The sequence below is a fragment of the Larkinella sp. C7 genome (assembly GCF_006149005.1).
Taxonomy (GTDB): Bacteria; Bacteroidota; Bacteroidia; order Cytophagales; family Spirosomataceae; genus Larkinella.
The window spans coordinates 421,187-438,713 of record NZ_VBSL01000003.1 but is presented as its reverse complement, the minus strand read 5'-3'; the positions used below and the strand labels follow the sequence as shown (position 1 = coordinate 438,713).

Below are 17,527 nucleotides of genomic sequence, written 5' to 3'. Positions count from 1 at the left end.
GAGGATCAGAGTTAAAAAGAGAAAAACTTTGATAAACTCTGATCCTCTCTGGTTAACTCTGTGTAACAACTCATTCAAAACATGCGCCTAGCGATCTTACTAACCCTCCTCCTGTTCGGCTTCATTCCCACGGAAACCCCGAATCTCGACAATTCGACCTTGCGCGGAAAACCGTTCAACAACATCACGCTGGAAGCCTCACTCAAGCCTTTCAAGAAAAACGACAAGGCGTATATTCAGCAGGTGGCGACGGAACTCTTTACCCAGTGGCAGTCGCTTCTGCGGCATACCGACACGGTTTCGGTGATGCTCTGGACGTCGGACGGGTCGGAGATCCTGGACTACAAAGGCGACCTGAAACAGCCGCTGGAGTGGGCGCGGTACATCGGCAATCCCAACACGCAGCACGAAGTCGGGTCGGGGCCGAAGGAATTGTCGCTTCACGAACGGGCCTACCTGTACATGGAAAACCCGCCCCGGTTTACCTACGGCGATTTGAAATTCATCATCCAGACGTTGAAAGAAACCGGGCAAAAAATAACCGGCAAACCCGTGATGATTGGGGCCACGTTCGACCCCGGACCGGAATTTGCCAAGTCGGAGTTCAAGTACAAAAAACACCCGGAAATTCTGGGCGGCAATGCGATGGGCCACAAAACGATGGTCAGTTGTTATTCAACACTCAATGCGGACTCCGACTCCTACGCCGGTTTTCCGAAAGGCATTCCGGCCAATACGCCGTTCGGCACGTTTTTAGGTCGCCAGAGTCAGCACTTTCTGACCGATCTGGGCTACGATTACATCTGGCTCAGCAACGGTTTTGGCTTTGGCGTCGAAGGCTGGTCGTCCACGGGTGCGACGTTTACGGGCAAAGCATTTTTGCCGGAAAAACTGGCGACTACGAAAGAACTGATTGCCGGTTTCTGGAACCTGTTTCGGAAAGAATGCCCGAACTTCCAGATCCAGACGCGCGGCACGAACCTCTCCACCGGCGCGGATCTGGCGCGTGACGGCGTCGATCTGAAACAGATTTATGGTGGAAAATACAACATGCTGCCGCCACCCAATTCGCCCTGGGCGGCTCTGGATGGTGATTTTGGGCTGGAAATGGTCGGGTACATGTCGCGTATGGCCGAACTGCCCGACGAGCGGTATCTGTTCCGGTATTACACCCACGATCCGTGGTGGGTCAACAGCCCGTGGCTGGATCGGTACGGGCAGGAACCGCACGACATTTACCTGCCGCTCTCGGTGGCCCGCATCAACGCCAAAGGCGAAATCCGGCTGCCGACGCACCTGAATTTTCTGACTGCCGACAACTCTTACGGCGAAATGCCCGCGCAGGTGCCCGACGAGGTGACGCCCCACATTCTGAAAGCCCGCTACGATTCGCCGACGGCGCCGGGGCCGCTGGTGTGGGTTTATCCGTTCGAGGAATACCACACCTGGGCCTACAAACAACCGGATCGACTGCCGGAAATCTACTACGGCGACTGGCTCATCCGGCAAGCCATCAACAACGGTTTTCCGCTTAACACGATCATCTCGACCACTTCTTTCCAGAAAGTCGTTACCGAAAAACCGGCCTATTTTGATGAGTCGGTTCTGGTGTCCATCGTGCCGGAAGCCGGTTCGTCGCTCGAAAAAAAGCTGATCGATTTTGTGCAGAACGGTGGTAAACTCCTCGTTTACGGACCCGCCGACCACGCCGGAGCGGCTTTTCTAACCCTGCTGAATCTTCAGAATACGAAGGCGCTCGAAGGCGAATTTCAGGTTAAATCAAGCATCACACTGGATCAACTGACCAAACCGTACCCCGACAAGATCGTTCACCAGGCGTTGTTTTCGGGGGGCGGGGTCGCTACGCAGGTCAAAAACAAAACCGATGCCGGAACCAGAGTGCTGGCAAAAATGACCCAGACCGGCAGCGAACGCGACGTGGTTTGGGTGCGCGAAAACCAGGCGTGGAAAGGCGGAAAAGTGGCCTACGTGCGCGGTACCAATTCGAGCAAGTTTACGGGCGGAAAACTGTTGACCCCCGACAATCCCGAGGAGCTGTTCACGGGCCCGTTGCTGATGCGGTATGTGCTGAACGAATTTGGGATCGACTACCGCGTTGACAAGCGGAACCCGGCGGTAAAAAACCCGGTATTGACCATTTCACGCAGCAGCAACGGTTTTATGTTCTCCGGCTATTGCCCGAACACGACCATCACCCACCGGTTTAAGCTGCCGCAGGGCGCACCCATCCTGACGGGTTACGAAACCGAACTGGCCAATGGCCATTCCGTGTATGCGATGCCCAAAGCCTGGCACCGCGAAAGCCGCTTTTTTGTCGATCAGGCCGAGGGCATGGTTTCGTGTCAGGAGATGACGTCGGGCGTACAACACATGAAACGCTGCGTGCGGTTGACAGGTCTGAAAAATGCCACGGTGCGGATTTACCCGGACGACGAAGTAACGGAACAAGGTCTGAATGTCTACACGAATGCCAGTTATCCCTGGAAAAAAGGAAAAACCGCCTTCAAATCCGGCGATAAAAAGTACGGCAAACACTACGTCGTTGAAAACGTAAGCGGTGATTTAGTCGCATTCTGGTAGGCTGGTCGGGATTTGCAATCCGGATTCACTTATTCCTAAACCCTTAACTACTTCCTCCCGATGAAATTCACCTCCTGCCTGCTGGGGATTGGGCTTTTCGTTTCACTGGTTTCCTGCAACAAAACCGCATCCGAAACCGAAGCGATCAGCTATTCGACCTTAAAAGAAGGCTTCAAAAATCCGCCCATTCAGGCCCGGCCCAAAGTCTACTGGTGGTGGCTGAACGGTTACGTCGATACCCTCCGGTTGAAGGAAGAGTTACTTGCCATCAAAAACGCCGGAATGGGGGGTGTCGATCTGTTCGAAATCGGCCTGCCGCCCGCCAGCGACCCCAACCAGCTCATTCCCGCCGGGCCAGCTTTCATGAGCGAGGAGTCGGTCAAAAACATCCAACTGGCGATTCGGGAAGCGGGCAAGCTGGACCTGGAAGTGGGTCTGAATCTGGCCAGTAGCTGGAACGCCGGTGGCAGTTGGGTTCAGCCCCAACACGCGGCAAAAACCATTTACTTCTCCAAAACGACGGTACAAGGCGCGGGCGAGCAGGCTATCAAATTGCCCTTTCCAGCCATTACACCCGACAAAAAAGGAAACCCAAGACCCATCCCATACGGAGCCGATGGCAAACCGGCTTACCACGAGGAAGTGGCCGTCATTGCCCTGCCCGCCGGTCAGACGTCCCAGCTGGATACCTCGAAAGTGATCAACGTGTCGGCCTATTTCGATGCCAAAACCGAACAACTGACCTGGAAAGCTCCGGCGGGTGCTTGGGACGTTTACCGGTATGTCTGCTCCAATTCCGGCGAGCAGTTGATCCGCCCCACGCCCAATTCGGTCGGCCCGATCATTGACCACTTCGACTCCACGGCGACGCGGATGCACGTGATGTATTTCATCGACCGACTGAAACCCGGGATCGGCGACTTCAGCAAATCAGCGTTAAAAAACTTGTATCTAGCCAGTTACGAAGCCAAGGAGTTTACCTGGACGCCCACCTTACCGGCGGCTTTCCGCAACCTTCACGGCTACGACCTCTATAAATTTCTGCCCGCGATCTACAACAAGGAATGGTATCAGCCGGAAGTGGCCAACAATTTTCAGTTCGATTTTAACAAAACCCTGTCTGAACTGATGATCAACAACCACTACCGGAAAGCCAAAGAAATCTGCAACAGCCACGGCTTACAAATCATTTCGGAATCGGGCGGACCGGGGCACCTACACCACATCCCGGTCGAATCGCTGAAGGCACTCGGGGCGCTGGATGTGCCGCGCGGGGAATACTGGTACAACCGCGAATTTTTCATGGAAAACGACAAGGACAGTCTGGTGGACAAGATCTGGCTCGTGAAAGAGATTGCAGCCGCTTCGCACATATACAAACGCGGGATCGTTGAAGAAGAGTCGTTTACGAGTTACTGGGACTGGCAGGAAGGCCCGTCGGATCTAAAAGTCATCGCCGACCGCGCGTTCTGCGAGGGCATGAACCGGCTGGTGATTCACGGTTTTCCGCACAATCCGGCGGAAATGGGTCATCCGGGCATCGCCTATTTTGCCGGTACGCACTACAACGACCGAACGACGTACTGGCCGAAAGTCAAACCGTTCAACGACTACCTGAGCCGGATTTCATACATCTTGCAAAAAACCGCTTTCGTTGCCGATGTGCTGCATTATTACGGCGACAACGTCCCGAACCTGATTCCGCCCAAAAACACCTGGTTTTCGGTTGGGCCGGGCTACGATTACGAAGTCGTAAACACGGAAGTGCTGATGCGGGATCTGACCGTCGAAAACGGCGAGTGGGTGCTGCCGGGCGTCGGCCGCTACAAGGTGTTGAGCATCGGAACGGAAGGGCGAATTCCGGCTGATGTTCGGGCAAAACTGAAAAAGCTGGCGGAACAGGGCGGCCGTTTGGTCGATCAAAAACCGGCACTGCCCGCCCTGACCGAGCTAAAAATCATGCCGGATTTCAGCTACGCCGACCAGAAAACCGACCAGCGCGAAACGCCACTGGATCACATTCACTACCGAAATGGCGAGGTAGATTTTTACCTGATCCGCAACACCACGAATCAGTGGGTTTCCCGCACCTGTTTTTTCCGTCAGGCGGACAGAACGCCCGAAATCTGGGACCCGCTCTCCGGCGAAATCGCGCCGGTGTCGGTGTATAAGCAGGCGGATGGGCGCATTCAACTGCCGGTTTCACTGCCGCCGTACGGAACGTATTTTGTCGTCTTTTCCAAAGAACCCGTACTGGCTCACTACAACGAAGTGACGGGTTCTGAGCCCCATCCACCGCATCTGGCGTTTACGCCCAACGGCCTGGCGTTTTTGCAGGCGGGGGCTTTCGAGGTAAAAAAAGAGTCCGGTTTTGAGCAAATTGACAACACCCAACCCGCCACAACACTCACAGGCCCGTGGCAACTCCGCTTTCCCAAGGGCTGGGGAGCGCCCGAATCCGCGACGTTTCCGAAACTCATTTCCTGGACCGAATCCGATCAGAAAGGCATCCGGTATTTTTCAGGAACCGGCACCTATCAAACATTTTTTTCGTACAAACCCGCTTCCAATATCGCTCAGAATCAGCGGATTTACCTCGACCTGGGACGGTTGGCGAAAGTTGGTGAAGTCTGGCTAAACGATAAACCGCTGGGCATTGTCTGGACGCCCCCCTACCGCTTTGATATTACCGAGGTGGTCAAAACCGGTGAAAACACGCTAAAAGTCGAAGTGGCCAACACCTGGTCGAACCGGCTGACGGGCGACGCGCTCACCGGCGAAAAGTTCACCAAAACCAATATCACCAAAGCCAACAAAAACCTGGTTCCGTGGGGCGAATTGCCCCTGATCGAGTCAGGTTTGCTGGGGCCGGTAACGATTCAGACGGTCAAAACCATTCGCTAACAGCATGAAAATCCTACTCTTCCTCTGTGCCTTAAGTCTGATAACCTTCCCGCTAAAGGGGCAGCATGCCACGCGCCAATCCATCCGGGAAGGCTTCAAAAACCCGCCCCCGCAGGCCCGGCCCAAAACCTACTGGTGGTGGCTGAACGGCAACGTCGATACGACCCGGTTAAAGGAAGAACTGAGGGCCATGAAAACCGCCGGGATCGGGGGCATGGACATCTTTGAAATTGGCGTTCCGGCTTACAACAACCCTAACGGCATGGTGAAGGCTGGACCGGCTTTTATGGGGACCGAATCGCTGAAAGCCATCGAAATCGCCATTCGGGAAGCGACCCGATTAAACCTGGAAGTCGGTCTGAATCTGGCCAGTAGCTGGAACGCGGGTGGTAGCTGGACATCGCCCCAACACGCGGCCAAGTCGATTTATGTTTCGAAGCTGACGGTGGATGGGGCCGCGCAAAAACCGATTAAACTTCCCTTTCCGGTCATTGCCAAAACCGATGCCAAAGGCAAACCGCTGCTCATCGAATTTGGCGCGGATGGCAAGCCGGTTTTTCACCAAGAAATCGCCGTGGTCGCCCTGCCGGTCCGTGACAAAGCTGGCTTTCTGGACACCACCCAAATCATTCCGCTTTCCGGGTATTTCGACGCCAGAAGTGAAACGTTGAACTGGTCGGTTCCACCCGGAAAATGGGAAATCCACCGCTACGTTTGTTCCAATTCGGGCGAGCCGTTAAAACTGCCCAGTCCCAACTCCACCGGCCCCATTATCGACCATTTTGATTCGACGGCCACCCGCGCCCATTTTCAGTATTTTATCGACCGACTGAAACCGATCTTCGGGGATTTTTCAAAAACCGCCCTGAAGACCTTGTATCTGGCGAGTTATGAAGCCACCGGTTTTGTCTGGACGCCTTCGTTACCGAATAAATTCCGCCAGCTAAACGGCTACTCGATCGATAAATTTCTGCCGGTATTGTTCGACAAGACGCTGTTCAGTCCGGAACGAACCGCTCATTTTCAGCAGGATTATAACCGGACGTTATCCGAACTGATGATCCAGAATCATTACCGGAAAGCCAAAGAAATTGCGAATCAGTATGGCCTGCAAATCGCGTCGGAAGCGGGCGGCCCCGGCCCTCCGCTGCACAACGTGCCGGTCGAAACGTTGAAGGCGCTGGGGTCGCTGGATGTGCCGCGCGGGGAGTTCTGGAGCCGGTATCACTATTACGACGCCGACAGTGTGGACATCATGTGGCTGGTGAAGGAAGTGGCCGCTGCGGCCCATATCTACAAACGCCGGATGGTGGAAGAGGAATCCTTCACGAGTTTTCACCACTGGCAGGAAGGGCCGTTCGACCTGAAATCCATTGCCGACCGTGCTTTTTGCGAAGGCATGAATCGCGTTGTTATTCACGGCTTTAGCCACAATCCGGAAGGCACCGGTTTTCCCGGTATCGTCTACGGGGCCGGCACGCACTTCAACACCAAACAGACGTGGTGGTCGAAAGTAAAACCGTTTACGGATTACCTCGGCCGGATTTCGCACGTATTGCAAAACACGGATTTCGTGGCCGATGTGGTGTATTATTACGGCGATAAAGTCCCGAATTTTGTGCCGCCCAAAAACACCCGGTTTTCGGTAGGGCCGGGCTACGATTACGAGATTATCAACACGGATATTCTGCTCAATGATCTGACCGTAAAAAACGGAAAACTGGCGCTATCGAATGGCGCAACGTTCAGCGTGCTGGCGTTGGGCGACGTGGAAAATCTATCGCCAAAAATCCGGGCCAAACTCCGGGCGCTGGCGAAAAAAGGTGCGGTGATCAGTGGAAAGGATTTTTCCGGCGAAACCGCTTTGACTTTGCTTAAAAAACGTACCATTGGCCCGGATTTCAGTGCTATCAATGCATCATCAAGTGCCTTTGATTTCATTCATTACCGCCACCAGACTACGGATTATTACCTGATTCGAAACACGACCAATCAGCCTCTTTCGGCCAACGTTTCATTTCGGCAAACGGGTAAAACACCGGAAATCTGGCACCCGGTTACGGGCGAAATCGTGCCGGTTTCTGTTTTTAAGCAGGAAAAACAACAGCTCCGGTTGCCATTGAGTTTACCGGCGTATGGCTCCTGTTTTATCGTATTCAATACGTCCGTTTCCAAACCGCCGTATACCGGTTTTGCTTCGGTTGATCCGCTGCCGCTGTTTGAATACACACCCAACGGTTTGCGGTTTTTGCAACCGGGAACGGTCGAACTGGCAGAGGCTAAAGCCGCCATGAAGCGGATCAACACTGACATCAGAACGCAGGAACTAACGGGAGCCTGGCGGCTTGGTTTTGCAAAAAACTGGGGAGCGCCGGAGTCGGTCACGTTGCCAAAACTCATCTCCTGGACGGAATCCGACCAACCCGGCATCCGGTATTTTTCGGGCATCGGCACCTACGAGAAAACCTTTCAATTTTCCCCGGCTTTTGATTCGTCACGAAACGAGCGGGTCATTTTAAATCTGGGAAAATTGTCGGAACTAGCGGATGTTTGGCTGAACGGTCAGCATCTGGGCATCACTTGGGCCGAACCGCACCGTTTTGACATTACGAATTTTGTAAAAACCGGTGAGAATACGCTGAAAGTCGAGGTGGCCAACACCTGGTCGAACCGGCTGACGGGCGACGCCATCACCGGCGAAAAATTTACGAACACCAACATGGCCATTGGGTACAAAGGAACGCCCTGGAAACAGGTACCTTTAATTGAATCCGGATTACTGGGGCCGGTTACGATCCAAACCATCAAAACACAAGCCGTAAAATGAGAAAAGTGACGGGTTTTCTTTTCGCTCTCCTACTGAGTTTCGCCGGTGTTTCTAAAGCGCAAAACCCGGCTATCGCCGATCCGGCGACGTATTTAGCCGATTTACAAAAGGAAATGGTGATCGAGTGGCCGAAAAACCGGACGATCAATCTGGTCTTCCACGGCCATTCGGTACCCGCCGGATACTGGCACAACCATGAAGTCCACACGCTGGAATCATATCCGAACCTGGTGCTGGCAAAACTGAAAGAACGTTATCCGTATGCCGTGATCAATGTGATCGTAACGGCGATCGGTGGCGAAAATTCAGTGAAGGGCCAGGAGCGGTTTGAACGGGATGTGCTGGTGCATAAACCGGATGTTCTGTTTATTGACTACGCCCTGAACGACCGGGGAGCCGGATTGGAAAAGGCGAAAGAAGCCTGGGAGAAAATGATCCAGTCGGCGCTTTCCAAAAATATAAAAATCATTTTACTGACGCCTTCACCCGATCAGCGGGTCGATATGCTGGCCGCCGGAAATCCGCTGGAACAGCACACCCAGCAGATTATAAAACTGGCTGAAACGCACCACATCGGTCTGGCCGATTCGTATGCCCAATTCAAAAAAGTGGCTGCGAAAGGTGATTTAGTCAAGTACATGTCGCACGTCAATCACCCCAATCTGGAAGGGCATCAACTGATTGCCAACGAACTGGTCAAATGGTTTATGAAGTGATCGGTTTGGCGGGCCGGTAGTCGTGTTCGGGGCTGGCAATGACGGCGAATTTGTATTTATCACCGTGGTAATAGGAGCGTTCAATTTCAACCACTTTCTCGCCCGTACAGATCACCGCACTGTCGAGCACAAAAGCGGGAGTGGGTTTACTGATCTCAAAATTATTGGTATTGGGCTGCATAATCGTCACGCCCAACGTTTGCTGCACTTCGTTGATTTTCAGGTGGTAGCTATTTTCGTAAACTTTGAAATACGAAATTTCCGTCGGCATTTTATTGATCTTCGGACACAAGGTAAGCGAAATGTATTTCACTTCATCCTTGATCAATAAATCATCCGCATAGCGGAGTTGGTGCAGTTTTAAAACCGGACCGTCGATGATAAAATGCCGCCCGTTTATTTCGGAAGAAATTCCATCGTCCAGAATGGTTTTTTCCAGAACGATATTTTTAGGCGTAAAACCTTCCGCAATTAAACTGTCGTGAAAGCCACGCCGGGTTGCATAGATGGACCCCAGCGTGCGGATTAAATGGTGGTCGTCGGTGCGGTTTAATACGTACGTTCCCTTGCCTTTTATTCGCTTCGCCCAGCCTTTCGATTCAATTTCAAGCAGGGCTTTCCGCGCCGTTGTATTGCTGATACTAAAATATTTAATCAACTCATTTTCGGACGGAATCTGATCCCCCGGCTGCAACTCGCCGGTTTTAATTTTCTCGATAATGCTATCGCTGATTGCAATGAATTTTGATTTCATTTCTGCTGGTAACTATAAAAACTATTCACTGCCCGATTGCTGAGAAGGAGACTCTGCCCTAAAAAGTAGTGTTTCACGACCGAAATTACGGTAGTCTTGCCCAAAGTGCAAAATGTCCGGTTATCTATTGCAACAGAACGGTCCGGTTTGGAGCCGGTCGCATAAAAAAAGCGCCATCTTCCAGGGAAGCGGGCGCTTGTCAATTCGATCGGAATTGGATTATGCCGATACGACCTGTTGCTTCAGGTCGTCGAACGAAATTTCAAAATGCGAAGCATCGTAAATACATTCGCCGTTCTGAATCAACAGAACCTGAGGGGATTGATGATCGACTCCGAACTCCTCGGCCACCTGGCCCGACACGGAACGGAATGCAATCAGGTCCAAATAATACGGTTTAATGCCAGCCGAATCGCTCCAGTTGCGTTCCATTCGGCTTAAAGCCGTCGAACTGATGGAGCAGCGGGTGCTGTGTTTGAAAATCAAAACCGGCTGTTCGGCCGACTCTTGTTTGATTTGGGCTAATTGGGCGTTGTCTTGCAGTTTGTTCCAGTTCATGATGCTTGTTCACACGTAACTACGTGCTTATAAGCCCTATTGGGTCGGAAAAGTTTCTTTCGGAATCAGTGAATCTTTAATTTTTCCATCATTTCGTTCGACACTTCGTCTGCGTAGGCCCCATAAGCGCTGACCAACGTTCCTTTCATGCCATCGGTCGACTCGATCACGTACAGAATCGAACTGTCGTCCGGGTTGCTCATGCCTTCGAAACGGAACACGTCCACAATGTGAAACTGCTCGGGCCGAAGCTGGACATTCGGCGTATGGCAAATCAGGCAGTCGTCGGCAATATTAAAGTCGTGCGTGTAGCCTTTTTTAGTGAGGTCGTCGAGGGCTTCGACGAGGGTATCGTACGATTGCATGGGCTGATGAGTTAAAATATACCGATTGAGTTTGTAGTTTTACAGATCGAACCAACGAACATCCGCTTGCTTTCTGCACTGTATACGACCTCCATCCGACTTTATCAGGCCGCGCTTCAGGTTGCGGCCCGGTTTCACCCCAAAGCCCGGCTGGCGGTGGAGGGGCGACGTGGATGGCTGGAACAAATAAACACAAAATTGGCTGATAATACAGCACCGATTGCCTGGTTTCATGCGGCTTCGCTGGGTGAATTTGAGCAGGGACGACCGGTGATGGAGGCTTTTCGGCAACAGTATCCCCGGTATAAAATCCTGCTGACGTTCTTCTCGCCGTCGGGTTATGAGGTTCGGAAAAATTACGCGGGGGCTGATTATATCGTTTATCTTCCCTTCGATACGGCCGCCAACGCCCGGCAGTTTGTCGAGCGCGTCAACCCGGCGATTGCGTTTTTTATCAAGTATGAATTCTGGTATCACTACCTGCGGGAACTGAAAGCCCGGCAGATTCCGATTTTTTCGTTTTCGGCGATTTTCCGGCCCGACCAGATCTTTTTCAAACCCTACGGCGGTTTTTATCGCTCCTTTTTGCGGTTTTTCAACCACATTCTGGTGCAGAATCAGGAGTCGGTCGATCTGTTGAAAAGGATCGGCGTGACCAACGTGACGCTGGCGGGCGACACGCGATTCGACCGGGTGAAACAGGTGGCCGATGCCAAAAAGGACATTCCGGTGGCCCGGCTGTTCAAAGCCGATACGCCCCTGCTGGTGGTTGGTAGCGCGTGGCAGGCCGATATAGATGTGCTGATTCCGTTTTTGAACCGCTTCGAAAAACCGCTGAAAGTCATCATTGCGCCCCACGAAATTCACGACGACGAAATCGAACGCTGGCGCAGCCAGCTCCCCGGCCAAACCCTCCGGTTTTCGGAAGCGCAATTTCTTAACCATCAAACCATTAAACCCTTTAGCACTTTGATCATCGACAACGTCGGTATGCTTTCGTCGCTTTACCAGTATGGCGACTTTGCGTACATCGGTGGCGCATTTGGGAAGGGGTTGCATAACATTCTGGAAGCCGCGACCTTCCGGATGCCACTGTTTTTCGGGCCAAACTACGGCAAGTTTCAGGAAGCGGTGGATCTGGTGAAGGCGGGGGCAGCTTTTCCGGTTTCCAACTCCGCTGAACTGGAGACGGTTTTTCGACGGCTTTATGAGGATTCTTCAGCGGCTTCCGCTATCTCCGGTGACTACGTTACTCTGAATACCGGTGCTACGTCTAAAGTGATGGAAATTGTAGCAAAGGTTGTTACACAGAGTTAATCAGGGATTATCAGAGGAAATCAGAGGATACTTTTGAATCAAATTTCTCAGAAAGTATTGCAGTGTTCGATCGAGGTTCACCGGGCCGGATGGATTTATTGGTGGAAAGGGAAGTTGTCGTGGAACTCAAAACCGTTGAACAATTAACGGATGTGCATCTTGCCCAGATCCTGACTTACCTAAAATTGGGCCATTTTCACTTAGGTTTACTAATCAATTTTCACGTTACTTTGTTAAAATATGGAGTGCGTCGAGTAGTCAATCCAGCCTTTAAACCTCTGATCGACTCTGATAATCCCTGATTAACCCTGTGTAACAATTCCAAAAATAACCTTGCAAAACGGCTTAATCCTACGCTCCACCGGCTCCTGGTACGAAGTCCGCAACAACGACGGACACATCTACCGCGCCCGGCTGAAAGGCAAATTCAAGATTCAGGGCCTGAAGGTCACTAATCCGATTGCCGTGGGCGACCGCGTGCGCTTCGACCTGGAAGATGAACTCGAAAATACCGTGGTCATCACCGACATCGAGCCCCGCGACAATTACATCATCCGTAAATCCGTCCACAAAACCGGCCACGGACACATTCTGGCCGCCAACCTCGATCAGGCGGTTTTGATCGTCACGCTGGCCTTTCCCCGAACGTCGCTGGGTTTCATCGACCGGTTTCTGGTCACCTCCGAATCGTTCCGCATTCCGACCACGCTGGTTTTCAACAAAGCTGATATTCTGAAAGACGAGGCCCTGGACTACCAGCGCGAAATCATCGACTTATACGAAAACATTGGCTATCGCTGTCTGGAAACTTCGGCCACCGAAGGCGAAAACGTCGACGTGTTCCGGCATCTGCTGAACCAGAAAATCAGCCTGCTGGCGGGTCATTCGGGCGTTGGAAAATCCTCTTTGGTCAATGCCGTCGCCCCCGACCTGCACCTCCGTACCAGCGAGGTGTCGACTTTTGCCAACAAGGGCGTTCACACCACAACCTTCGCCGAGATGTTCGAGATTGCGCCCGACACCTACATCATCGACACGCCCGGTATCAAGGAGTTGGGATTGGCCGATATGGCGAAAGAAGAAATCAGCCACTATTTCCCCGAAATGCGCGACCGCCTGAATCAGTGCCGGTTTCACAACTGCCTGCACATCAACGAACCGGGTTGCGCCATCAAGGCAGCCGTCGGTACCGAAGAAATTGCCGAAAGCCGCTACTGGAGCTACCTGGGGATGGTTTCGGGAGATGACAACCGAAGATGAGTTAAGAATTAAGAGTGATGAGTTAAGAGTTGGCTGACGCATGATTTAAGCCAGTCTTGTTGTAATTCTTAACTCATCACTCTTAACTCTTGAGGGCTTTTTTAACTTTTTCGTAAAAGACGGGGACTTTCGTTCGGGGGTCGCTTTTGCCTAGTGTTTCGATGGGGAGATAGCCCCGGTAGCCCGATTGTCGGACAATCTGCATGATTTTGGACAAGTCAGTCACGGTTTCCTGTCCGTTGACAAACAGGTTTTCCTTGATCTGCCACGTTGCCGCATGGGGTGCGACACTGGCAATCTGCGCATACGGATCACCGATTTTAAAGCTGCCAATATCCAGATTAACCGCCAGCCAGTCCGAGTTCACCCGTTTGACGATGTCGAGAACATGATCCGCTGTCTGAATAAAATCCGCATGATTTTGCAGGACAATGATTATGCCCTGCCGGGATGCAAACTCGACACATTCCTGAAGCGCGTCCACAACCCAGGTCGTGACTTCCTCGCGGTTATACCCGGCTTTGAGTTCCTTGCCAACTCCCGAGAAAACCCGCAAGACGGGCGCGCCGAACCGGGCGGCAAAGCCCACCCATTTTTTGACCAGCTCGATTTCGGCTTTCCGGCGGGTTGGATCGGGTAAGGTAAAGTCGTTCCGAACACCGGTCCCGCTGATGTCGAGGCCCAGCCGAAACGCTTTTCGCTTGATCTCGTAAAGATAACTATCGTCTGGTAAAGCCGGGTAGCCGGGGAAGTAATAGGCAGTCGGATCAACCGCGTCGAAGCCCAGTTCCGCACAAAAAGTCAGCACCTGTTCCAGCGTCATCTGCCCGCTCATCAGCGGCTCATTGAACGAGTAGAGATTGCAACTGAGTCGAACCCGTTCCGGTGTGCCCGCTACCAAAGGAGTTGCCAGAGGTGCTTCACCAACCAGAAGCGGCAGACCCACAACGGCGGTTTTGAGAAAATTTCTGCGCCCCGATTGCGGCTTCTCCATCCATCGTTCATCATTCATAACTCATCGTTCAATTGGTGATCGCTGCCAGCAAATCCGCCTGCGTGATGATGTGAACCTGCTGGTTTTCGTCACGCACCAGCAACGCCTTGTTGTCGCGGTCAATGAGTGACGACAGCACATCGACGGTGTTGTCGAGCGCCACAAACTTGAACGGTTTGTCCATCACCTCGCCGACAGTGAGGTCTTTCACGGCGGGGTCTTCAATGAGTTTGCTCAGAATGGTCGAGTCGGTGAGGCTGCCGACGATGTCGCCGTTGGTTTCCGTCACCGGAATCTGCGAAATGCTGTGTTGGTTCAACAGCCGGATGGCGTCGCCCACTTTCAATTCCCGGTCGACGGTCGTCAACACGCCCTTTCCGTTTTTGCTGCGGACAATGTCGCGGGCCGTCGAAAACTCACGGGATTCCAGAAAACCGTGGTCCTTCATCCAGGTATCGTTGTAGATTTTGCCGAGGTAGCGCGTGCCGTGGTCGGGCAGCAGAATAATCAGCACATCGTCGTCGGTCAGGTGTTCCCGCGCCCATTCCAATGCCCCGTGCACCGCCGAACCGGTCGACCAGCCAACAAAAAGCCCTTCCTCCTTCGACAACCGCCGGGCCATAATGGCCGCGTCTTTGTCGGTCACTTTCACGAAATGGTCGATCAGGCTGAAATCGACGTTTTGCGGCAAAATGTCCTCGCCGATGCCTTCCGTCAGATACGGATACACCTCGCGCTGGTCGAAAATGCCGGTTTCCTTGTATTTTTTGAACACCGAGCCGTAGGTATCGATGCCGACGGTCACCACATTCGGATTCTGTTCTTTCAGAAATTTGGCGGTTCCGCAAATCGTACCGCCCGTTCCGACGCCCGCGGCAAAGTGTGTGATTTTGCCTTCGGTATCGCGCCAGATTTCGGGACCGGTGGTGTCGTAATGGGCCGCCGTGTTCGAGAGGTTGTCGTATTGGTTGGGGTAAATCGAGTTCGGAATTTCGCGGTTCAGGCGTTTGGCCACGGAGTAGTACGAGCGCGGATCGTCGGGCTCCACGTTGGTCGGGCACACCACCACATCGGCGCCCACCGCCCGCAGAATGTCGATTTTCTCCTTCGACTGTTTATCGGCCATCGTGAAAATGCACTTATAGCCCTTCGCAATGGCCGCCAGCGCCAGCCCGAAACCGGTATTACCGCTCGTGCCTTCGATGATGGTGCCGCCCGGCTGGATGATTCCGGCCTTCTCCGCGTCCTCGATCATCCGAACGGCGATGCGGTCTTTCACCGAGTTGCCGGGATTGAAATACTCGACTTTCGCCAGAACCGTCCCCCGGATGCCTTTGGTCACCTTATTCAGCTTCACCAGGGGCGTGTCGCCGATGGTATCTATGATGGAGTTGTAGTATTTCATGGTTTTGTGGTGTTGTTGTACGACGCCAGAAAAGTAACGATTTGTTTATGAAAATGGTCAAACGAACGGGATTGTTTCGCGAGTTCGTCGAAATCGGCTTTTTCAGCAACGGTCTGCGCGACTTCCTCTATTTTCCATTGTTTTGCTTTCTTGTCTCCATAAACAAACGCCTTTAAATCATCCTGATGTCTTTTTTCAAGACTATTATTGGCAGGTCTTTTTCCAGCATCCAGTCTGTATTTTTGATAAGCCAACCAATGTTCGATTGCCTGAATAGGCACATAAAGCTTAATCTGGTGACCGTATTTCTTCAAGATTGACTTAACGGCATTCTCAAGTTTTTTTAACTCTGCTGTATGATCGCTTTGTTCGGGTGTCTGATCGGGTCGGTCTAAATCAACGCCAATTAAGCACAAAACAGCACCATCCTGAAAAGCACTTTGCCCTAACTTGGCAGCTTCGGTATAGACTTTGGATTTACTTGGTTGTTTTTTCAGCAGGTCAATTTTACTTCTTTTAACTTGCAATCCAAGTGACGAAGTCATGCGCTGGAGGTAAACCGGAATAAACTTGTATTCGGAATATCCCTCAGCGATCAAAGCATACTTTAGTGATTTCATAGTTCTTCGGTGGGAACTCCTCCTAATAATCCATACATCCAGTTTTTGCCTAGATCATCTGTAAAATCGATTTCTTCTAATCCTTCTTGTCTACTACGCTCATGCGAAGGATCAATAATATCACTTTTTAAATTGTGGACATACGTTGCTCCTTCTTCATCTTTATTAAAGACAAAAACCGCTTCGGGCATAGATGTAAATTCGTTCAATACATTTTCGTTATGCGTTGTCAGAATAATCTGAATGTCTTTTTCATCAGCCAAACGAAAAATGAAATTCATGATTTCATGAATCCGACGCGGGTGAATACCTTTTTCGGGTTCTTCGAGGAGGAGAAGTTTGGGTGGATTGGGTTGATGAATAATACAGAGCAAGGCAAGAAAATAAAGAACTCCTTCCGAGACCTCATTTGCCCAAAAGCCATTTTCCTCTTTATCAAAAAATCTAAGTCCAATTAAACTTTCGTTACCTGTCTTTACTGGAGGTGTCGTGAAATATGAAATTTCAGGAATGCATTTTGACAAATCACCTTGAATATTCTTTGCGACCTTTTTTAGATTATTTTCCAGATAGAAATAAAAAGAAATAAGATTGGAGCAATCAGCTAATAAATGAACTTCATCTGCTGAAAATTTAACTGGCTGGACAAGCTTTAACGGATCTGGCCTAAAAACTTTAGTTGACATATAGTCAAAGAATTCCCTTCTATCCCCTCCAAAAGTTTGAATATCTGATTTCTCATCGTGCTCATCAACAAACCAATCGTCATTTTTTGGGTCTACATAAATAAAGTCATCACCAACTTTTACTTCTAAAACCTGAACATAATGATATTTTTCTCTCCCTTCCTTTCCATAAGTCTGGGCCATATACTCATCTGGGTTAGGAACAAAAACGAATTCATATTTTATATTTACCCTCTTATGTTTATACGAAACAGACTCTAATTCTGTGATCTTTTGAGAACCTAAACCGCCGAGTGAAAAAAACTCCAGGGCCTTCAAAAAATTCGTCTTCCCCGAATTATTCGGGCCAATCAACAGATTAACTTTCTGAAGATCGAGCGTAACGTCTTTCAGGCTTTTGAAATTCTGGATAGAAACGCGCTTTAGCATATTCGTATGAGCTAAACCGTTGAAACGGTTTTTATTGAACGGGTTGATTTTGGTCTACACCCACGACTGAAGTCATGGGCTGTATTTTTTC

The 17,527-nt window shown here is 51.3% G+C and carries 14 protein-coding genes; 7 read left to right on the top strand and 7 right to left on the bottom strand.

Annotated features, from left to right (window positions below; translation table 11 throughout):
* Positions 1–81 precede the first annotated feature (81 nt).
* The 4 genes from FH871_RS10060 to FH871_RS10045 are packed head-to-tail and all read left to right on the top strand — an operon-like array spanning position 82 to position 9,048.
* Entirely contained in the window at positions 82–2,601 is a 2,520-nt protein-coding gene (locus tag FH871_RS10060) for a hypothetical protein (RefSeq protein ID WP_138991305.1), read from the top strand.
* Between the two features lie 60 nt (positions 2,602–2,661).
* Entirely contained in the window at positions 2,662–5,505 is a 2,844-nt protein-coding gene (locus tag FH871_RS10055; RefSeq protein WP_138991304.1) for a glycosyl hydrolase, read from the top strand.
* 4 nt (positions 5,506–5,509) lie between these two features.
* Positions 5,510–8,332 carry a glycosyl hydrolase gene (locus tag FH871_RS10050; protein ID WP_138991303.1) on the top strand — a complete coding sequence of 941 codons (2,823 nt, stop codon included), beginning with the start codon at positions 5,510–5,512 and terminating at the stop codon, positions 8,330–8,332.
* Positions 8,329–9,048: a GDSL-type esterase/lipase family protein gene (locus FH871_RS10045; RefSeq protein WP_138991302.1), complete on the top strand. Its 720-nt coding sequence runs from the start codon at positions 8,329–8,331 to the stop codon at positions 9,046–9,048. Before FH871_RS10050 ends, FH871_RS10045 begins: the two co-directional genes overlap by 4 nt.
* Here the strand turns inward: FH871_RS10045 and FH871_RS10040 are convergent.
* From FH871_RS10040 to FH871_RS10030, 3 genes are all read right to left on the bottom strand, one after another.
* Positions 9,038–9,802 (bottom strand): GntR family transcriptional regulator, encoded by a 765-nt coding sequence (locus FH871_RS10040; RefSeq protein WP_138991301.1) that lies wholly within the window; start codon positions 9,800–9,802, stop codon positions 9,038–9,040. The two genes, FH871_RS10045 and FH871_RS10040, sit on opposite strands and share 11 nt — an antisense overlap.
* A 219-nt stretch (positions 9,803–10,021) precedes the next feature.
* Positions 10,022–10,360: a bacillithiol system redox-active protein YtxJ gene (gene ytxJ, locus FH871_RS10035; RefSeq protein WP_138991300.1), complete on the bottom strand. Its 339-nt coding sequence runs from the start codon at positions 10,358–10,360 to the stop codon at positions 10,022–10,024.
* Positions 10,361–10,425: 65 nt separating this feature from the next.
* Positions 10,426–10,725 (bottom strand): phosphoribosylpyrophosphate synthetase, encoded by a 300-nt coding sequence (locus tag FH871_RS10030; RefSeq protein ID WP_138991299.1) that lies wholly within the window; start codon positions 10,723–10,725, stop codon positions 10,426–10,428.
* Between the two features lie 66 nt (positions 10,726–10,791).
* Here FH871_RS10030 and FH871_RS10025 point away from each other — a divergent pair, with 66 nt between their 5' ends.
* The 3 genes from FH871_RS10025 (at position 10,792) to rsgA (ending at position 13,302) form a co-directional block, all read left to right on the top strand.
* Positions 10,792–12,042: a 3-deoxy-D-manno-octulosonic acid transferase gene (locus FH871_RS10025; protein ID WP_138991298.1), complete on the top strand. Its 1,251-nt coding sequence runs from the start codon at positions 10,792–10,794 to the stop codon at positions 12,040–12,042.
* Between the two features lie 89 nt (positions 12,043–12,131).
* Positions 12,132–12,344 carry a GxxExxY protein gene (locus tag FH871_RS10020; RefSeq protein ID WP_138991474.1) on the top strand — a complete coding sequence of 71 codons (213 nt, stop codon included), beginning with the start codon at positions 12,132–12,134 and terminating at the stop codon, positions 12,342–12,344.
* A gap of 31 nt (positions 12,345–12,375) precedes the next feature.
* Positions 12,376–13,302 carry a ribosome small subunit-dependent GTPase A gene (gene rsgA / locus FH871_RS10015; RefSeq protein ID WP_138991297.1) on the top strand — a complete coding sequence of 309 codons (927 nt, stop codon included), beginning with the start codon at positions 12,376–12,378 and terminating at the stop codon, positions 13,300–13,302.
* A gap of 82 nt (positions 13,303–13,384) precedes the next feature.
* On the opposite strand, the gene FH871_RS10010 is transcribed toward rsgA, so the two are convergent.
* From FH871_RS10010 to FH871_RS09995, 4 genes are read right to left on the bottom strand one after another with little or no spacing between them, the layout of a single operon-like run.
* Entirely contained in the window at positions 13,385–14,314 is a 930-nt protein-coding gene (locus tag FH871_RS10010; protein ID WP_229317184.1) for a sugar phosphate isomerase/epimerase, read from the bottom strand.
* Positions 14,315–14,324: 10 nt separating this feature from the next.
* Entirely contained in the window at positions 14,325–15,701 is a 1,377-nt protein-coding gene (locus tag FH871_RS10005; protein ID WP_138991296.1) for a cystathionine beta-synthase, read from the bottom strand.
* Positions 15,698–16,321: a DUF4276 family protein gene (locus FH871_RS10000; protein ID WP_138991295.1), complete on the bottom strand. Its 624-nt coding sequence runs from the start codon at positions 16,319–16,321 to the stop codon at positions 15,698–15,700. The genes FH871_RS10005 and FH871_RS10000 overlap by 4 nt, the downstream gene beginning before the upstream one ends.
* Positions 16,318–17,436, bottom strand: coding sequence for an AAA family ATPase (locus FH871_RS09995; RefSeq protein ID WP_138991294.1), 1,119 nt, complete (start codon positions 17,434–17,436; stop codon positions 16,318–16,320). Before FH871_RS09995 ends, FH871_RS10000 begins: the two co-directional genes overlap by 4 nt.
* Between the last annotated feature and the right edge of the window lie 91 nt (positions 17,437–17,527).